Source organism: Pseudomonas sp. TWR1-1-4 (assembly GCF_049897165.1).
In the GTDB taxonomy this organism is placed as follows: Bacteria; Pseudomonadota; Gammaproteobacteria; order Pseudomonadales; family Pseudomonadaceae; genus Aquipseudomonas; species Aquipseudomonas canadensis.
This window is the reverse complement of the sequence record NZ_JAFCVS010000001.1, coordinates 399,118-415,985: the sequence shown is the minus strand read 5'-3', so window position 1 is coordinate 415,985 and position 16,868 is coordinate 399,118. Positions and strand designations below refer to the sequence as shown.

18 protein-coding genes are annotated in these 16,868 nt (G+C 60.9%); 8 read left to right on the top strand and 10 right to left on the bottom strand.

Annotated features, from left to right (window positions below; genetic code table 11):
• The first annotated feature begins 4 nt into the window (after positions 1-4).
• The gene (gene cysS / locus ACP7C6_RS02030; RefSeq protein ID WP_078049225.1) at positions 5-1,393 is read left to right on the top strand and encodes a cysteine--tRNA ligase; all 1,389 of its coding nucleotides are present in this window, start codon (positions 5-7) and stop codon (positions 1,391-1,393) included.
• Between the two features lie 241 nt (positions 1,394-1,634).
• On the opposite strand, the gene ACP7C6_RS02025 is transcribed toward cysS, so the two are convergent.
• The gene (locus ACP7C6_RS02025; RefSeq protein ID WP_068931673.1) at positions 1,635-2,198 is read right to left on the bottom strand and encodes a dihydrofolate reductase family protein; all 564 of its coding nucleotides are present in this window, start codon (positions 2,196-2,198) and stop codon (positions 1,635-1,637) included.
• Between the two features lie 111 nt (positions 2,199-2,309).
• Between ACP7C6_RS02025 and lepB the strand changes: the two genes are divergently transcribed.
• A complete protein-coding gene (lepB, locus tag ACP7C6_RS02020; RefSeq protein WP_305381594.1) occupies positions 2,310-2,978 on the top strand; it encodes a signal peptidase I in 669 nt (222 codons plus the stop codon).
• Between the two features lie 179 nt (positions 2,979-3,157).
• Positions 3,158-3,940 (top strand): SDR family oxidoreductase, encoded by a 783-nt coding sequence (locus ACP7C6_RS02015; protein ID WP_122683907.1) that lies wholly within the window; start codon positions 3,158-3,160, stop codon positions 3,938-3,940.
• Here the strand turns inward: ACP7C6_RS02015 and ACP7C6_RS02010 are convergent.
• Positions 3,937-4,266, bottom strand: a complete 330-nt coding sequence (locus ACP7C6_RS02010) for a winged helix-turn-helix transcriptional regulator (RefSeq protein ID WP_028616868.1) — start codon at positions 4,264-4,266, stop codon at positions 3,937-3,939. The two genes, ACP7C6_RS02015 and ACP7C6_RS02010, sit on opposite strands and share 4 nt — an antisense overlap.
• A gap of 112 nt (positions 4,267-4,378) precedes the next feature.
• On the opposite strand from ACP7C6_RS02010, the gene ACP7C6_RS02005 reads away from it, so the two are divergent.
• The gene (locus ACP7C6_RS02005) at positions 4,379-4,837 is read left to right on the top strand and encodes an HIT family protein (RefSeq protein ID WP_122684094.1); all 459 of its coding nucleotides are present in this window, start codon (positions 4,379-4,381) and stop codon (positions 4,835-4,837) included.
• A gap of 126 nt (positions 4,838-4,963) precedes the next feature.
• Here ACP7C6_RS02005 and ACP7C6_RS02000 read toward each other — a convergent pair whose 3' ends face one another.
• The 7 genes from ACP7C6_RS02000 to ACP7C6_RS01970 all read right to left on the bottom strand — a co-directional run bounded on the left by ACP7C6_RS02000 (position 4,964) and on the right by ACP7C6_RS01970 (position 12,106).
• Positions 4,964-5,302 (bottom strand): Na+/H+ antiporter subunit G, encoded by a 339-nt coding sequence (locus ACP7C6_RS02000; RefSeq protein WP_028616866.1) that lies wholly within the window; start codon positions 5,300-5,302, stop codon positions 4,964-4,966.
• Positions 5,299-5,577: a K+/H+ antiporter subunit F gene (locus tag ACP7C6_RS01995; RefSeq protein WP_003211751.1), complete on the bottom strand. Its 279-nt coding sequence runs from the start codon at positions 5,575-5,577 to the stop codon at positions 5,299-5,301. The genes ACP7C6_RS02000 and ACP7C6_RS01995 overlap by 4 nt, the downstream gene beginning before the upstream one ends.
• Positions 5,574-6,062, bottom strand: coding sequence for a Na+/H+ antiporter subunit E (locus tag ACP7C6_RS01990; protein WP_028616865.1), 489 nt, complete (start codon positions 6,060-6,062; stop codon positions 5,574-5,576). The genes ACP7C6_RS01995 and ACP7C6_RS01990 overlap by 4 nt, the downstream gene beginning before the upstream one ends.
• Positions 6,059-7,741, bottom strand: coding sequence for a monovalent cation/H+ antiporter subunit D (locus ACP7C6_RS01985; RefSeq protein WP_308907683.1), 1,683 nt, complete (start codon positions 7,739-7,741; stop codon positions 6,059-6,061). Before ACP7C6_RS01985 ends, ACP7C6_RS01990 begins: the two co-directional genes overlap by 4 nt.
• The gene (locus ACP7C6_RS01980; protein ID WP_003192163.1) at positions 7,738-8,082 is read right to left on the bottom strand and encodes a Na+/H+ antiporter subunit C; all 345 of its coding nucleotides are present in this window, start codon (positions 8,080-8,082) and stop codon (positions 7,738-7,740) included. Before ACP7C6_RS01980 ends, ACP7C6_RS01985 begins: the two co-directional genes overlap by 4 nt.
• A complete protein-coding gene (locus ACP7C6_RS01975; RefSeq protein ID WP_323986579.1) occupies positions 8,082-11,003 on the bottom strand; it encodes a monovalent cation/H+ antiporter subunit A in 2,922 nt (973 codons plus the stop codon). The genes ACP7C6_RS01980 and ACP7C6_RS01975 overlap by 1 nt, the downstream gene beginning before the upstream one ends.
• 158 nt (positions 11,004-11,161) lie before the next feature.
• Complete coding sequence (locus ACP7C6_RS01970) at positions 11,162-12,106, bottom strand: DMT family transporter (protein ID WP_426108192.1); 945 nt, start codon at positions 12,104-12,106, stop codon at positions 11,162-11,164.
• A gap of 92 nt (positions 12,107-12,198) precedes the next feature.
• Between ACP7C6_RS01970 and ACP7C6_RS01965 the strand changes: the two genes are divergently transcribed.
• The 4 genes from ACP7C6_RS01965 to ACP7C6_RS01950 all read left to right on the top strand — a co-directional run bounded on the left by ACP7C6_RS01965 (position 12,199) and on the right by ACP7C6_RS01950 (position 15,837).
• The gene (locus ACP7C6_RS01965) at positions 12,199-12,762 is read left to right on the top strand and encodes a helix-turn-helix domain-containing protein (protein ID WP_028616861.1); all 564 of its coding nucleotides are present in this window, start codon (positions 12,199-12,201) and stop codon (positions 12,760-12,762) included.
• A gap of 154 nt (positions 12,763-12,916) precedes the next feature.
• A complete protein-coding gene (locus ACP7C6_RS01960) occupies positions 12,917-14,113 on the top strand; it encodes an SfnB family sulfur acquisition oxidoreductase (protein ID WP_426108191.1) in 1,197 nt (398 codons plus the stop codon).
• Positions 14,114-14,122: 9 nt separating this feature from the next.
• Positions 14,123-14,449 (top strand): acyl-CoA dehydrogenase, encoded by a 327-nt coding sequence (locus ACP7C6_RS01955; RefSeq protein ID WP_028616859.1) that lies wholly within the window; start codon positions 14,123-14,125, stop codon positions 14,447-14,449.
• Complete coding sequence (locus ACP7C6_RS01950; RefSeq protein WP_311892923.1) at positions 14,449-15,837, top strand: LLM class flavin-dependent oxidoreductase; 1,389 nt, start codon at positions 14,449-14,451, stop codon at positions 15,835-15,837. Before ACP7C6_RS01955 ends, ACP7C6_RS01950 begins: the two co-directional genes overlap by 1 nt.
• 60 nt (positions 15,838-15,897) lie before the next feature.
• Here the strand turns inward: ACP7C6_RS01950 and ACP7C6_RS01945 are convergent, their stop codons facing one another.
• On the bottom strand, positions 15,898-16,785 hold the full coding sequence (locus tag ACP7C6_RS01945) for a hypothetical protein (RefSeq protein ID WP_311892921.1): 888 nt from the start codon (positions 16,783-16,785) through the stop codon (positions 15,898-15,900).
• Positions 16,786-16,868 lie beyond the last annotated feature (83 nt).

Sequence of the window (16,868 nt, the reverse complement as noted above, 5' to 3'; positions counted from 1 at the left end):
CGTTGTGCTAACGATCTACAACACACTCAGCAAGACCAAAGAAGTCTTCAAGCCGCTGGATGGCAACAAGGTGCGCATGTACGTGTGCGGCATGACCGTGTACGACTACTGCCACATCGGCCACGGCCGCAGCATGGTTGCCTTCGACCTGGTGACCCGCTGGTTGCGTTTCAGCGGCTATGACTTGACCTATGTGCGCAACATCACCGACATCGACGACAAGATCATCAACCGCGCCAATGAAAACGGCGAGTCGTTCGACGCGCTGACCGAGCGCATGATCGCCGCGATGCACGAGGACGAGGCCCGCCTCAACATCCTCAAGCCGGACATGGAACCGCGTGCCACGGACCACATTCCGGGCATGCACGCGATGATCCAGACCCTGATCGACAAGGGCTACGCCTACGCCCCAGGCAATGGCGACGTGTACTACCGCGTCGCCAAGTTCATGGGCTACGGCAAGCTGTCGCGCAAGAAAATCGAAGACCTGCGCATCGGCGCACGTATTGAAGTCGACGAAGCCAAGCAGGACCCGCTCGACTTCGTGCTGTGGAAAGGCACCAAGCCCGGCGAGCCAAGCTGGGAATCGCCGTGGGGCGCCGGGCGTCCGGGCTGGCATATCGAATGCTCGGTGATGTCCACCTGCTGCCTGGGCGAGACTTTCGATATTCATGGCGGCGGCAGCGACCTAGAGTTCCCGCACCACGAAAACGAAATCGCCCAAAGCGAAGCCGCCACCGGCAAGACTTACGCCAACGCCTGGATGCACTGCGGCATGATCCGCATCAATGGCGAGAAGATGTCCAAGTCCTTGAACAACTTCTTCACCATTCGCGACGTGCTGGCAAAGTACCATCCGGAAGTGGTGCGTTACCTGCTGGTGTCGAGCCACTACCGCAGCGCCATCAACTACTCGGAAGACAACCTCAAGGACGCCAAGGGCGCCCTGGAGCGTTTCTACCACGCGTTGAAAGGCTTGCCCGCCGTGGCTCCAGCCGGTGGCGAAGCCTTCGTCGCACGGTTTACCGAAGTCATGAACGACGACTTTGGTACACCGGAAGCCTGCGCGGTGCTGTTCGAGATGGTGCGCGAGATCAACCGTTTGCGTGAGAGCGATCTCGACGCAGCGGCGGGCCTGGCGGCGCGCCTGAAAGAACTGGCCAGCGTGCTGGGGGTTCTGCAAATGAAGCCTGAAGATTTCCTGCAAGCCGGCGCCGAAGGGCGTGTGGATGCGGCGCAAGTGGACGCGCTGATCCAGGCGCGTTTGACTGCTCGTGCCAACAAGGACTGGGCGGAATCCGACCGACTCCGCGACCAACTCACCGCCATGGGCGTGGTGTTGGAAGACGGGAAAGGTGGGACGACGTGGCGGTTGGCTGATCAGGCTTGATTGGTAAACGCTGAATGAAAAACGCCCCGACTGGTTCGGGGCTTTTTTTTGCACACCGTTTTAACGGCTCACTCGATCCACTGTGCCCGCTTCATTCAGTTGCTGATCCACGCCTCACGTAAAAATCATCCGGCACCATTCGCAACAACCCGCCGGCTTTGCCGATGGAGCGGTTACGGCTTCCTATGCCTGCGACCAATGCGAGGGGTGGGTACATGGTCTGTTCCTTCAGAGAAGTCCATTATTGCGCGGCGTGAGCGCCTGCCGTCACTTGATATCGACTCTGCACAAAACCATTGTCCGACACGTAGGTGCCTACATGGTGCAGCTGCCGCTCACTGCCAATCTGGCTGAACAGTGGCACGCCTTGCCCGAGTAAAACCGGGATACGCGTAATGATCAGCTCATCGATCAGGCCCGCTTCAAGAAACGCCTGGATGGTCTCGCCTCCGTCGATATAGAGGTGCTTCATGCCGCGCTCGGCTAACGTAGCCACGAGTGAGGTGACGTCTCCTGCCATGACCTCGACCTTGCCCTCCAGGTGCGCAGGGATCAGCAGAGGCTGGTGGGACAGCGCAATGACGGGCGTGCCCTCGTAGGGCCACTCGGGGAAGGACAAGATTTTCTCCAGGGTTTTGCGACCCATTACCAGTGCATCGACCGTGGCGATGAAGCGTTCATAGGTCACGCCGTTCAACTCGGCGGTTTCGTACTCTGGTCGGTGCAACCACTCGATATCACCGTCCGGGCGGGCAATAAAGCCGTCGATGCTGGCTGCGATGAAGACCGAACATTGGTTATCCATGGCGAAAACTCCTTTTAGTGCGCGTGGACGCTAATACTAATTTAATCCTCGCGTGCAACAACCGGGCGTCTAGACACAGTCCTGATGCCCCTTTCTGCCGTGCGAGGATGTATGCGAAGTTGGTTGATCCGTTACCGTTACGCAATCATTTTCTGGATGTGCTTCGGCGTTTTCCGTACGTCCCTGGCCGACTGGAACCCCATTCCCTCTGGCTCCATGCGCCCGACCTTGCTGGAGGGTGATGTGGTGTTGGTGAACCGGGTGGCCTACGACCTCAAGCTGCCGCTCACGGACATTTCCCTGGCCAAGCTCGATAACCCCCAACGTGGCGATGTGGTGACGTTTTCATCGCCCAAGGACGGCATGCGCCTGATCAAGCGCATCGTCGGCATTCCCGGTGATACCCTGGAAATGAAAGATGAGGTGTTGTGGGTCAACGGCGAGCCTGCCACCTACAGTGACGCGCAGGACATCAGCGAACCCATCCTGCCCGGCCATGCGGTGCCAGGAATCAAGCTGAACGAACGGGCGGCCAACCGTCAGCGCACGGTGCAGTTCATGCCGACGGTGCGGGCAATGCGCAATTTCGGGCCGGTGGTGGTGCCGGCCGACAGTTACTTCATGCTGGGGGACAACCGTGATAACAGCGATGACTCACGGTATATCGGCGTTGTGCCACGCCGGCTGTTGATCGGGCGGGCGCATCATGTACTGGCGTCGGCGCAGATCCTGGATCACTGGATGCCACGCCTGAACAGATTTGGCGCGCCGATCCTGTAAGGGCGAGCCCCCGTTACCCCTGTGGAGCCGGCAAGCCGGCTCCTACAGTTGGGTGTGTTACGAGGCCCCCTGAATCCAGACACTCACTTTTGGGTTAGCCCATTACCTTTTCGTGCGTTCTTGTGGGCTGTCCGCCCGGTTCCTATCCTGCGGTCTTCGTTTATCCAGGAGTAGGTTCCATGAGCTTTGATCTCGGACTAAAAGGCCTTCGTGCGCTGGTCACCGGTGGCACCAAAGGTATCGGCGCCGCCGTGGTGGCGGTGTTGCGTGAACAAGGCGCCCAGGTGATTTCGGTCGCGCGTTCGGCGGCGGATTCGACGCCCGAAGGCGTGCATTTCATCGCTGCCGACCTAGGCACTGCCGCCGGTTGTGTGAGTGCTACTGAGGCGGTGAAGGCTCGGCTTGGCGGTGTCGATATCATCGTCAATGTGCTCGGCGGCTCAAGCGCACCCGGCGGTGGTTTTGCGGTGCTCGATGATGAGCAGTGGGCGAATGCCCTGGGTCAGAACCTGATGGCGGCAGTGCGGGTGGATCGGGCGCTCCTGCCCGGGATGCTCGCGCGCGGCGCCGGGGTGATTATTCATGTCACATCGATCCAGCGGGAGTTGCCGTTGCCGGAGTCGACCACGGCGTATGCCGCTGCAAAGGCAGCGTTGGCGACCTACAGCAAGAGCCTGTCGAAAGAAGTCACGCCCAAGGGTATTCGGGTGGTGCGGGTTTCGCCGGGCTGGGTGGAGACGGACGCGGCGGTGGCACTGGCGGAGCGCCTGGCGGAGCAGGCGGGAACGGATTACGCGGGGGGCAAGCAGATCATCATGCAGGCGCTCGGCGGTATCCCGCTTGGACGGCCGGCCAAGCCCCAGGAGGTGGCTGACTTGATCGCCTTCCTGGTCTCGCCCCGCGCCGCGTCGATCAGCGGCACCGAGTACGTGATCGACGGCGGCACCGTCCCTACGGTCTAAATCGTCGGTTTGGCGGCCTGCCATTTGAGCAGGCCATCCAGTACCGGGCACAGGCTCTGCCCCCACTCGGTCATACGGTATTCCACCTTGGGCGGCACCACTGGGTAGACCGTGCGCTGTACCAGGCCATCGGCTTCGAGCTGGCGCAATTGCTGGGCGAGCATCTTCTGCGAGATATCCGGGATCAGTCGCTCAAGGTCGGAATAACGCTGCACCTGGCCGCCGAACAGGTGGAACAGAATGATCAGCTTCCAGCGCCCGCCAAGCCAGGCGAGCGTGGTTTCGACGTCGGCGGCGGCGGTGGCAGGGGTGTAGGTTTTACTCATCGCATACGTCCTGGGACATTTCGGAAAGTTGCCATTTGTTTTGACGTCCGCCGCAGCCTGGCTTTAGATGGTCGACACGACCAAACCCACGATGAAACCAGCGGTGATTCAAATGGATTGTATCTTCTGCAGCATTGTTCAAAAGACCTCCCCAGCGCACATTCTGTGGGAAGACGACCAGCATATGGCGTTTCTTTCGATCTTTCCCAATACACCGGGTTTCAGCGTGGTAATCCCCAAGCAGCACTACGGCAGCTATGCGTTTGCGCAGTCGGATGAGGTGTTGGCCGGGCTTGCGATAGCGGCGAAGAAGACCGCGTTGCAGATCGACCGGGCGTTTCCGGATGTGGCCCGTACGGGGATGATGCTGGAAGGCTATGGTGTGGATCACCTGCATGCGAAGTTGTTTCCCATGCATGGGACGGGCGGGGACAGTACCTTCAAGCCTATCAGCTCCAAGGTGGAGAAGTTCTTCGAAGCCTATGAGGGTTATATCTCGTCCCACGATTTTGTGCGGGCGGATGATGCCGAGCTAGCGGAGTTGGCGGCGCATATCAGATCATTTGTCTAATGCAAAACCAAATGTGGGAGCGGGCTTGCTCGCGAATGCGGTGGGTCAGTCGCTGATGTGCTGACTGAAAAACCGCATTCGCGAGCAAGCCCGCTCCCACCTTTTTTACTGTGTTCGCTTGATGAATCAGCGGCGGCTGCTGACTTCGGCCGGTACGTCATCACCGGCCATGCGCTTGCGGAACAGTGCAGTGCGCGCCAGTAGCAACGTGGTCACCGGCACCGTGATCGACAGCAAGATCGGTATCAACCACCCGTGCAACACCGGCCCGGATTTGAGCACCGAAAAGTAGATGATCGACGCCAACGCCACACACCACGCCCCCAACGTCGACGCCAATGCCGGCGGGTGCATGCGCTGGAAGAAGTCCTTCATGCGCAGCAAGCCGATCGCGCCAATCAATGCAAACACGCTGCTGAGCACCAGCAGTACCGCGACGACGATTTCCATCCATAACGGCATCATTCAATCACCTCCCCACGCAGCAGGAATTTGGCCAGGGCAAACGAGCCCACGAAGCCGAACAGCGCGATCAGCAGCGCCGCTTCAAAGTAGGTGTCACTGGCATAGCGAATGCCCAGCACCAGCATCATCAGCATCGCCAGGATGTACAGGTAGTCCAGCGCCAGTACCCGGTCTTGCGCGGACGGGCCTTTGAACAGGCGGACCAGGGTCAGCACCATCGCCAGCGAGAACAGGAACAGGCTGAACAGGATCGCATTGGAGAGCAGGGCGCTCATTCGAAGATCTCCATCAGGGGCCGTTCGTAGGTGGACTTGAAGTGCTCGATGAAGGGCGCTTCGTCCTCCAGATCAAACACGTGCAAGAGCAGGATGCTTCGGTCCAGTGCCAGTTCCGACCAGATGGTGCCGGGCACCACCGTGGTGATCATCGACAGCGCAGCCAGGCCGTTGGCGTCGCGCAGGTCCAGGGGGATCTTGATAAAGCGCGAACGCGGCGGGCGGGAGCCGCACATCAGCACGCCCCAGGCCACTTGCAGGTTGGAGATGATCACATCGCGGCCTACCAGGAAAAACAGGCGAATGATCACCCCAGGGCGGCGAATGCGGATTGGCAGGGGCCGCAGCGGCGCCATCATCAGTGGTGCCAGAAAGCCCAGCAGCGCACCCAGCAGCAGGTTGCCGGGGCTTACCGACAGGTTCAGCACCAGCCACAACAGCCACAACGCCAGCGACAACCACGGGGCAGGTAACAGGCGTTTCATGGCTGCACCTCCAGCGCGGCGGCTTTGGCTTCAGGGCTCGGCACCGGTCGCGTCGCCATCACCGCCATAACATAGTGCTCCGGGTTGTTCAGGCTGACAGCCGTGTCCTGGGTGTAGCGCATCAGCGGCTCGGCCTTGAAGGTCAGCAGGATGCTCAGGCCGAGCAGGAAGAAGATCGGCAGGCACTCGTAGCGACGCAGCAGTGGCGATGGACGCTCTTCCGGGGTCCAGAAGCGCTGGATGCCCAGGCGCGCGAAGGCGATCAACGAGGCCAGGCCGGAAAGAATCAGCAACGCCACCAAGCCCCAGGCCGCCGGGCGGATCGGCGCGTCAACGCTGACGCCCAGGCCCAGCGGATTGACCAGTGCACTCAACAGGCTGAGCTTGCCGATAAACCCGGAAAGCGGCGGCATGCCGATGATCAGCAGGGCGCAGGCGATAAAGCTCAGGCCCAGGAAGGCCATGGTCCAGGGAATCACCTGGCCGACCACGGCTTTCTGCTCGTCATCGAGGTTGACGCCCGGGCGCGGATGCAGGGACTCCATGGCCTTGGGCAGCGCATCGATCTCTTCATCCAGCGGCAGGTCGTTGGCCGAGCGCGAACGCTCGATCAACTCGGCCAGCAGGAACAGTGCGCTCAATGCCAGCGTCGAGCTGACCAGATAAAACAGCGCCCCCGCCGTCAGGCTTGGCTGAGCGAAACCAACGGCAGACAGCAAGATCCCGGCCGACACCAGGATGCTCAAGCTGGCCATGCGCTCCAGCCGCTGCGCCGCCACCATCGCCAGCGCCGCGCAGATGATGGTCGCCATGCCGCCGTATACCAGCCAGTCACCGCCAAACAGCGCCGAGGCACCGGCCTGGCCGGAAAACAGCAGGGTCCACAGGCGCAGCACGGTGTACACGCCGACCTTGGTCATGATCGCAAACATCGCCGCCACCGGCGCACTGGCCGAGGAATAGGCGGGCGCCAGCCAGAAGTTCAGTGGCCACATGCCGGCCTTGGCCAGGAATGCCGTCGCGAGGATGGCCGCACCGGCGTGCAACAGGCCGCGATCCGCCTCGGGCACCAGCGGGATTTTCAGCGCCAAGTCGGCGAAGTTCAGCGTGCCGGTAACACCGTAGATCATCGCCGCGCCAATCAGGAACAGTGACGAGGCCAGCAGGTTGATCGCGATGTAATGCAGCCCCGAGGACACCCGCGCACGCCCGGAACCGTGCAGCATCAAGCCATAGGACGCCGCCAGCAGCACCTCGAAGAACACGAACAGGTTGAACAGGTCGGCGGTGAGAAAGGCCCCGTACAACCCCATCATCTGCACCTGGAACAACGCATGGAAACTGGTGCCCGCGCGGTCCCAGCGGGCCATGGCGAACAGCAACGCGCTCACGCCGATGATGCCGGTGAGCACCAGCATCAGCGCCGACAACTGATCCACCACCAACACGATGCCAAACGGAACTTGCCAGTTGCCCGGCAGGTACACGCCGATCGAGCCAGGGCCGCCTTTTTGCGTCCAGTACAGCAGCAAAATAGCGATGCCCAGGCCGATGATGCTGGAGAACAGGTTGATGCGCGCCTTCAGCGGGCGGTGCTTCTCGCCGAGCATCAGCATCAATGCGGCCGTCAGCAACGGCAACAGGATCGGCGCGACGATCATTTGATTCATCCACGTCATTCCTTGGGCTCCCGGCCGTCCACATGGTCCGTACCGGTCAGGCCGCGGGAGGCCAGCAGCACTACCAGGAACAAGGCGGTCATGGCGAAGCTGATCACAATGGCCGTGAGCACCAGCGCCTGGGGCAGGGGATCGGTGTAGTTGAGCAAGTCTTGCGGCACGCCGTCCTTGATGATCGGCTCCTTGCCGATAAACAGGCTGCCCATGCTGAAAATGAACAGGTTGACCCCGTACGACAGCAGGCACAGGCCCATCACCACCTGGAATGTCCGTGGCCGCAGGATCAGCCAGACGCCGGAGGCCGCCAGGACCCCAATGGCAATTGCGATGACTTCTTCCATCAGGCGGCTCCTTCCGTTGCGGCAACCACTTTGGCCTGGTTGCTCGGTTTGTGGGCCCGCACGGACTGGTGACCGAGGGCGGTGAGCATCAGTAGCGTCGAGCCGACGACCATGGCGTACACGCCGACGTCGAAGAACAAGGCGCTGGCGATATGGATGTCGCCGAGCAGCGGCAGGCTGAAATGCCAGGTGTGGGTGGTGAGGAACGGATACCCGGCAAACAATGCACCGAGGCCGGTCAGCGTCGCTGAGAACAGGCCAAAGCCCATCCAGCGCATCGGTCGCAGGCTCATCTGCGCTTCGACCCACTGCGTGCCGGCGACCATGTATTGCAGGATAAACGCCACCGACATCACCAGCCCGGCGACAAAGCCGCCGCCCGGTTGGTTGTGGCCGCGCATGAACAGGTAGAACGACACTACCAGCGCTATCGGCAGCAGCAGGCGCACCAGCACCGCCGGCACCATCATGAAGCCCAGGGCGGTGTCGCTGGCCTGGCGCGGGTTGACCAGGTCGGTGGCCACGTCCGGCGCCAACTGGCGCTGTTGTGCGGGCAGTTGCATGCTTTCCTTGGATGGACGGAAGCGCCGCAGCAGCGCGTACACGGTCAGCGCCACGGCGCCAAGCACGGTGATTTCACCCAAGGTATCGAAGCCCCGGAAGTCCACCAGCATCACGTTCACCACATTGCTGCCGCCGCCTTCGGGCAGGGCGCGGCTTAAGTAGAACGAGGAAATATCGTTGGGCGTCTGGCGGGTCAGCATCGCGTAGGACAGCAGCGCCATGCCGCCACCTACCACGGTGGACAACAGGAAGTCGCGCAGACGGCGAATGCGCGCCTTGCGCAGCGAACTCGGCAGTGGCGACACTTCCTCGATCCGCCGTGGCAACCAGCGCAGGCCGAGCAGGATCAGCACCGTGGTCACCACTTCGACCACCAGTTGGGTCAGCGCCAGGTCCGGCGCTGAGAACCACACGAAGGTCACGCAGGTCATCAGGCCGCACACGCTGACCATGGTCAGGGCTGCCAACCGGTGGTACTTGGCTTGCCAGGCAGCGCCGAGGGCACAGGCAATCGCCAGCAGCCACAGGGTCACGAACACAATGGAACCCGGGATCTTCGGCCGGTCGCCCCAACTGAGGCCGCTGTTGAGCATCGGGATCATGCCGCCGATCACCGCCACCAGCACCAGCAGGAACAACTGGGTCTGCAGACGCTTGGTGCTGATGCGTTTCTCGATCTTGCGCACACCGCGCATCATCACCACCAGGCTGCGCTCGAAGCCGCGCTTGCCGTTGAAGTAGCTGATGATGGGCGGGTATTTGAAGCGGCCACGCTTGAGTTGCTTGCGCAGCAGCAGATAGAGCACCACGCCGCCGGACATGGCCACCAGGCTCATGATCATCGGCGCGTTCCAGCCGTGCCAGATCGCCAGGCTGTACTCCGGCAGCACACCGCCGACCACTGGCAGGGCGGCAGCGGCGAGGATCGAACCCACCACCTGGGCCGGGAAAATCCCCACCAACAGGCAGGTGAACACCAGCAGTTCAACCGGTGCGCGCATCCAGCGCGGCGGTTCATGCGGGGTGTGCGGCAGGTTGGTCGCCGTAGGGCCGAAGAACACATCGACCGTGAAACGCAGCGCGTAGGCCACGCTGAACGTACCGGCAATGGTCGCGATCAACGGCAGGGCAAACTCCACCCAAGCGGTCGAGGTGATGAACACGGTTTCGGCGAAGAACATCTCTTTGGACAGGAACCCGTTGAGCAACGGCACGCCCGCCATGGACGCACTGGCCACCATCGCCAGGGTCGCCGTAAAGGGGATCAACCGCACCAGCCCGCTGAGCTTGCGGATATCCCGCGTGCCGCTTTCGTGGTCGATGATGCCCGCCGCCATGAACAGCGAGGCCTTGAACGTGGCGTGGTTAAGGATATGGAACACGGCTGCGACGGCAGCCAGCGGGCTGTTGAGCCCCAGCAGCAAGGTGATCAGCCCGAGGTGGCTGATGGTGGAGTAGGCCAGCAGGCCCTTGAGATCATTCTGGAACATGGCGCAGTAAGCGCCGAGTAGGAGGGTGAGAGCGCCGGCACCGCCGACGATCCAGAACCATTCTTCGCTACCGGACAGCGACGGCCACAGGCGGGCCAGCAGGAACACGCCGGCCTTCACCATCGTCGCCGAATGCAGGTACGCCGACACCGGCGTGGGCGCCGCCATCGCGTGGGGCAGCCAGAAGTGGAAGGGGAACTGCGCGCTTTTGCTCAAGGCGCCGATCAGCACCAGGGCCAGCATGACCGGGTACAGCGCGTGCGCGCGAATCTGATCGCCCGCTGCCAGCACCTGGTCGAGGTCATAGCTGCCGACGATATGCCCCAGCAGCATCACGCCCGCCAGCAGGCACAAGCCGCCCGCACCGGTCACCATCAACGCCATATAGGCGCCACGCCGTGCATCGGCGCGGTGGTGCCAGTAGCCGATCAGCAGGAACGAGAACAGGCTGGTCAGTTCCCAGAAGAACACGATCTGGACCAGGTTGCCGGAGATCACCAGCCCGAGCATGGCGCCCATGAACGCCAGGAAAAACGCAAAGAAGCGCGGCACCGGGTCGTCCGGCGACATGTAATAGCGCGCATACAACGACACCAGCGTGCCGATGCCCAGCACCAGCATCGAGAACAGCCAGGCAAACCCGTCCATGCGCAACACGAAGTTCAGCCCAAGGCTGGGCAACCACATGAATTCTTCGCGGATCACGCCACCGTGGGCGATCTGGGGGTAGAGCAGGGCGACTTGAATAGTGCCGACCAGGGCCACAAGGCCGGCCAGCAGGGATTCGGTGTTACGTGCATTGTGCGGCAGCAAGGCCGCCAGACAGCTGCCAGCGAACGGCAGAAGCAGTAGAACTATCAGGGACATAGGCTTCTAATCTGCGGGAGTTTGGGATGCATCATACGTGCCGCTTTCTCGATCACCAAACGGCAAGATGTGGCAGGATCCTACAAGCTAAGCTGAAAACCCTTGTAGGAGCGAGCTTGCTCGCGAAAATCGTCAACGGTAACGCGGGCCTCCTGGATTCACACAGTGTTCTCAGGTTCTTCGCGAGCAAGCTCGCTCCTACCTGTGGATGCGGCTGCCTTCTGGGCCTTGGTCTTCATCTCACTGACAATCACCGCCGCCACAATCAACACCGCGCCCAGCATCGCAATCGGCGGGAAGCGTTCCCCGGCGATCCGCCCCACCACGCCAGCCCACACCGGCTCACCGGCATAAATCAAGGTGGCTCGGGTGGGCGAAACACTTTGCTGCGCCCAGTTCATCGCCACTTGGATCACCGCACTGGTCAAGCCCAGGCCGACTGCACTGAACAGCAGCAACCATGAAAACCCCGGCAGCGCCTCACCCATCGGCACCACCATCAGGAACGACAACAACGACGCCGTGGCCAGTTGCACCACGGTCACCCGGCGTACATCCACCTGCCCGGCAAATGCACTGATCAAAATAATCTCCGCCGCAATCGCGACCGCGCCAATCAACGTGGCGATTTCACCCGGGCTGAAATTCAGTGACGCGCCCGCAGGCCCGGTCAACAGCATCAAGCCGGTAAACGCCAGCATGATGCCAATGCTCGGCATCAAGCCCGGACGGCGCCCCAGCACCAGCCATTGCAGCAACGGAACGAACGGTACATACAAAGCCGTGATAAACGCCGATTGGCTGCTCAAGATCGTCTGCAAGCCAATGGTTTGCAGCCCGTAGCCAAACATGATCGCCACGCCGATAAATACTCCGGCCTTCAACTCGAACAGCGTCAGGTCACGCAACGTGCGTAAGGAAAAGACGCCGACCACAATCGCCGCCGCCGCAAACCGTAGCCCGACGAAAAACATCGGCCCGCTGACGGTCATCGCGTGCTGCACCAGCAAAAAGGTGCCGCCCCAGATCATGGTGATCACTATCAGGATGCATTCGGCTTTACTGAAACGGTTGAAACGCGAAGGGGAGTTCGGGGTGGTCATGGCGGCTCGGTCTTGCAAGGGAAAGGTACGGACCGCACAATGCGCCGCACGCTGGGCAGTATACTGCGCACACCCACCCATTGAGCAATATAGTGCACAAAGAAAATCCACAACGGGCCTCGGTCCTGCAGCACGTCAGCCAGAACGTTCGTCGCCTGCGCCATGCGGCCGACTTGAGCCAGACCGCGCTTTCGGAAAAGTCCGGGGTCAGCCGGCGCATGCTGGTGGCCATTGAGGCGGGGGAGAAGAACGTCAGCCTGTCCACCCTCGACCGTGTGGCCGAAGCGTTGGACGTGGCCTTCAGCGACCTGATCCAGGCGCCGGATGCCCCCGACCACAGCCGCATCAATGAGCTGGCCTGGGCCGGTGAAATCCCCGGCAGCAAGGCGGTGTTGCTGGCCAAGGCCACGGCGCGGCGTGAGGTCGAGTTGTGGGAGATGCAACTGGAGCCGGGCGATCGCTACAGCCCCGATCCCGACCCGGATGGCTGGAGCGTGCAACTGTTCGTGTTCGAAGGCTGCCTCACCCTGCTGGTGGGCGAGGAAGAAAAGCACGTCGCCGCAGGCGAGTTTTATATGTTCGCCAGCCGTCACGTGCATGGCTATCGCAATGACGGCGAGGTATCTGTGCGGTTTGTGCGCAACGTGGTGATCTAACTGTTCGCCCGGCAACAGTGGATGGACACTTTGCTGGTTTGAAACGCGCTCTGTTGCACTGAATTACCGGCAAATCGCTGATTTTATTGGCGATTACATTCAGGCACGACTCCTGCAATCACTCCAGTATCCCCTCGGAGCCTGGAGTCGGCCCATGTCAGCCCACCCTCAATACCCTGCCCATATCATCCGCTCTGACGCGCAAGCCATCGAGGTCGCCACGCGCCTGGCTGCACGGTTTGCCGTCGACGCCAGCGAGCGCGACCGTGAGCGTCGCCTGCCGGTGGCCGAACTCGACGAGTTCTCGGCCAGCGGCTTGTGGGGCATCACCATTCCCAAGGCTTATGGCGGTGCCGAGGTGTCGTATGTGACAGTGGCCGAGGTGATCAAACTGATCTCCGCCGCCGACCCGTCCCTGGGGCAGATTCCGCAGAACCACCTCGGTGTCGTCGACATTCTGCTGCAGACGGCCACGGAGGCACAAAAGCAGTATTACTTCGGCAAAGTCCTCCAAGGCTATCGCTTCGGCAATGCCTTCTCCGAAGCCAAGAGCAAGAACGCCGGCACCTTCGACACTCAGATCCGCTTCCACGGCGACAGCGCGCAAATCAACGGCGAGAAGTTCTACTGCACCGGCGCGTTGTTCGCCCATATCGTGCCCACCGTCGGCAATAACGAAAAAGACCAGGCGTTCATCGCCTTTGTCGAGCGCGATGCCCAAGGCCTGAGTGTGATCGACAGCTGGGACGGCTTCGGTCAGCGCACCACCGCCAGCGGCGGCGTGACCCTCGATGGCGTAACCGTGCCCCTCAGCGCGGTGATCCCCGCTCACCATGCCTTCGACCAACCCACCGCCAACGGCCCGATTTCACAGATCATCCAGGCAGCGGTCGACACTGGCATCGCCCTGGGCGCCCTTGAACAAGCCAAGATCTATGCGCGCCAGGCGCGACCCTGGATCGACAGCCAGCAGGAGCACGGCTGGCAGGACCCGTTCACCATCGCTGCCATCGGCGATCTGGAATGGCGTGTGCACGGCACCGAAGCCATTCTCGCCAAGGCCGGCCTGGCGGTGGACCGTGCCCTCGCCGAGCCCAGCGAAGACACCGTCGCCCACGCCTCGCTGGTGGTTGCCCAGGCCAAAGTGCTGTCGGCCGAAACCGCCTTGCTCGCCAGCAGCAAGCTCTTCGAACTGGCCGGCACCCGCTCGGTCACCGGCAAACACAACCTTGACCGCTTCTGGCGCAACGCACGCACCCACACCCTGCACGACCCGGCCCGCTGGAAGTACCACCTGATCGGCAATTTCGTGCTCAACGGCGTGAAGCCCGCGCGCCACGCCTGGAACTGAGGATTGACCATGACCGCACTGAGCCTTGCGCGCCAACTGTTGGACAGCACCCGCCGCCACGTCGAGACCAGCGATGACCCCTATGTGATCAGCCGCTTCGGCGATCTACAAATCCGCGTCGACGTGGCCGCCGCCCTGCTGGAACGCGCTGAAACCCACCCCAGCCCGGTGGCCGCCACCGAAGCGCAGATCGCCGCCGCCGAAGCCCTCATTGCCGCGAGCAACGCCGAATTCGAACTGACCGGCCAACGCACCGAACTGCCGTCGAGCCTCGATGACCCGTTGCGCTGGAAATACCAGATCGTCGGCAACTATTACCTCAACGGAGTGCTTTGATGTCCCGTGAAATCCGCTTGAATGCCTTCGACATGAACTGTGTCGGCCACCAATCGCCCGGCCTGTGGGCGCACCCGCGTGATCGTTCGTGGCAGTACAAGGACCTGGAATACTGGACCGACCTCGCCAAGATCCTTGAGCGCGGCAAGTTCGACGGCCTGTTTATCGCCGACGTGCTGGGCATCTACGACGTGTACAACGGCAACGGCGACGCGGCGATTCGCCAGGCGGCGCAGGTGCCGGTCAATGATCCGCTGTCGTTGATCGCGCCGATGGCGTTGGTCACCGAACACTTGGGGTTTGGCCTGACGGCTTCGTTGTCGTTCGAACATCCGTATCCGTTCGCCCGTCGCCTCTCCACCCTGGATCACCTGACCAAGGGCCGCATTGGCTGGAACATCGTTACCTCCTACCTGGAAAGCGGCGCCAAGAACCTCGGCCAGAAAGCCCAGACCGAACACGACGCGCGCTACGACTATGCCGAGGAGTACCTGGAGGTCTGCTACAAACTCTGGGAAGGCAGTTGGGAGGAGGGCGCCGTGTTGCGCGACCGCGAGCGCCGGATTTTCAGCGACCCGAGCAAGATCCACGAGATCCGCCATGTCGGCAAACACTTCCAGGTGCCCGGCATTCACCTGTGTGAGCCGTCGCCGCAGCGTACGCCGGTGCTGTATCAGGCGGGTGCGTCCAGCCGTGGCAAGCAGTTCGCCGCCGAGCAGGCCGAGTGTGTGTTCGTCGCGGCGCCGTCCAAGGTGCTGCTGAAAAAGACCGTTGCCGACATCCGCCGTCGTGCCGCCGAGGCCGGGCGTGATCCGAAGAAAATCCTGATCTTCAACCTGCAGACGGTGATCGTCGGTGAGACCGACGCCAAGGCCAAGACCAAGTTTGACGAATACAAATCCTACGTCAGCTACGAAGGCGCAATGGCGCTGATCTCTGGCTGGACCGGTATCGACTTCAGCCAGTTCAAACCGGATGAACCGCTCAAGCATGTGCATACCAACGCCATTCAATCGGCGGTGGAAGCCTTTTCCACGGCAGACCCGAACAAGGTCTGGACGCCCAACGAGCTGGCCGATTGGGTCGGCATCGGCGGCTTTGGCCCGCTGTTTGTCGGTGGTCCGGAAACCGTGGCGGATCTGCTGCAGGAGTGGGTGGAAGAGACGGATGTGGATGGGTTCAACCTAGCCTATGCGCTAACTCACGAGACGTTTATCGATGCTGTCGATTTGCTGGTGCCGGAACTGCAGAAACGCGGCGTCTACAAAACTGAATATGCCCAAGGCACGCTACGTGAAAAACTGTTTGGCGAGGGTGCACGGTTGCCTGAGGTGCACCCTGGAAGTGGCTATCGGAACTTAAAAAAGGAGGCTTATGCGCCAGCGTAATGCGTACTGGATAGTGCGACAGGGCTTGCTGACGACAAAACAGCAAGCCTATGAACGCATTCACGCAACCACTTGTTTTTTAATGTGCAGGTGTCCGTCAGTGGCGCAAACGGTCTGCTCTGTACCGTCTACAAGAGTAACCTTCGCTTTGAACTCAAAGCGGGCTTCCAGCTCACCAGTGGTAGCGTTCTCTGCCGGCATTTTAAGTAGTGTTACGCGGCCTTCGGTTGCCCAGTAGCCAAGCCCATTATTGATATCGAAAAAAATAACTCTCACCTCCCTACTGTCTTCGGTGACTGTGTAAGTACCCAATTTTAGATTATCTGCAACGGATAGACTGATGCGCAAATCTCGAACGTCGGGTCGGGGTGTGTAATGGCGCGACCATCCAGCAAAGCTAGGCGGAAAGGTACGAGAGGCAGGCTGATGGGTCAGACTGACTTCAGTGGATTTGTAACGTGCCTCGGCATCGCCTGTTATCTCGGCGGTCACTGAACCCGTATCGTGATCTAAACCCTTGACACTTAACTTGCCTTTGATGTGGACATGTTCGGGGTTTCTCTCAGCTTTGAAGTCGAAGCTGGCAGTTAATGTGGCTGCACCGGTATCAAGAGTGACAATGGCTTTCCCTTCGATACCAAAGTATTGATCAATGCCACCATTTATTCGTTTTACCCAGACCATCGACATTTGATCGGGGCCATTGGGGTTGCTGACAATATTGAATTCCTTGTTGGCAATACTCTCGGAAAAAGGGATGTAAGCGGTGAGTTCTTGGTGACCGTCTGCTGTGGATGATTGGGTCGTTATTCTCCACCGCTTGTATACGTTATCTTCGACGAATGTCACTTGGTCGGCGGTAAAAGTCTTGAAGTCCGGATCGCCGAGAATCTCCGCAGTACAACTGCCTTCGGTATTTTTGGGGCTTAATTGATCAAGGGTGTTCATCGCGATTTCCTCATTAGTGTCTCGACAACTACGTCTATATGGCTTTGAAAATTAATACTCTTTAAAGGGGGCGTCTACTGTCA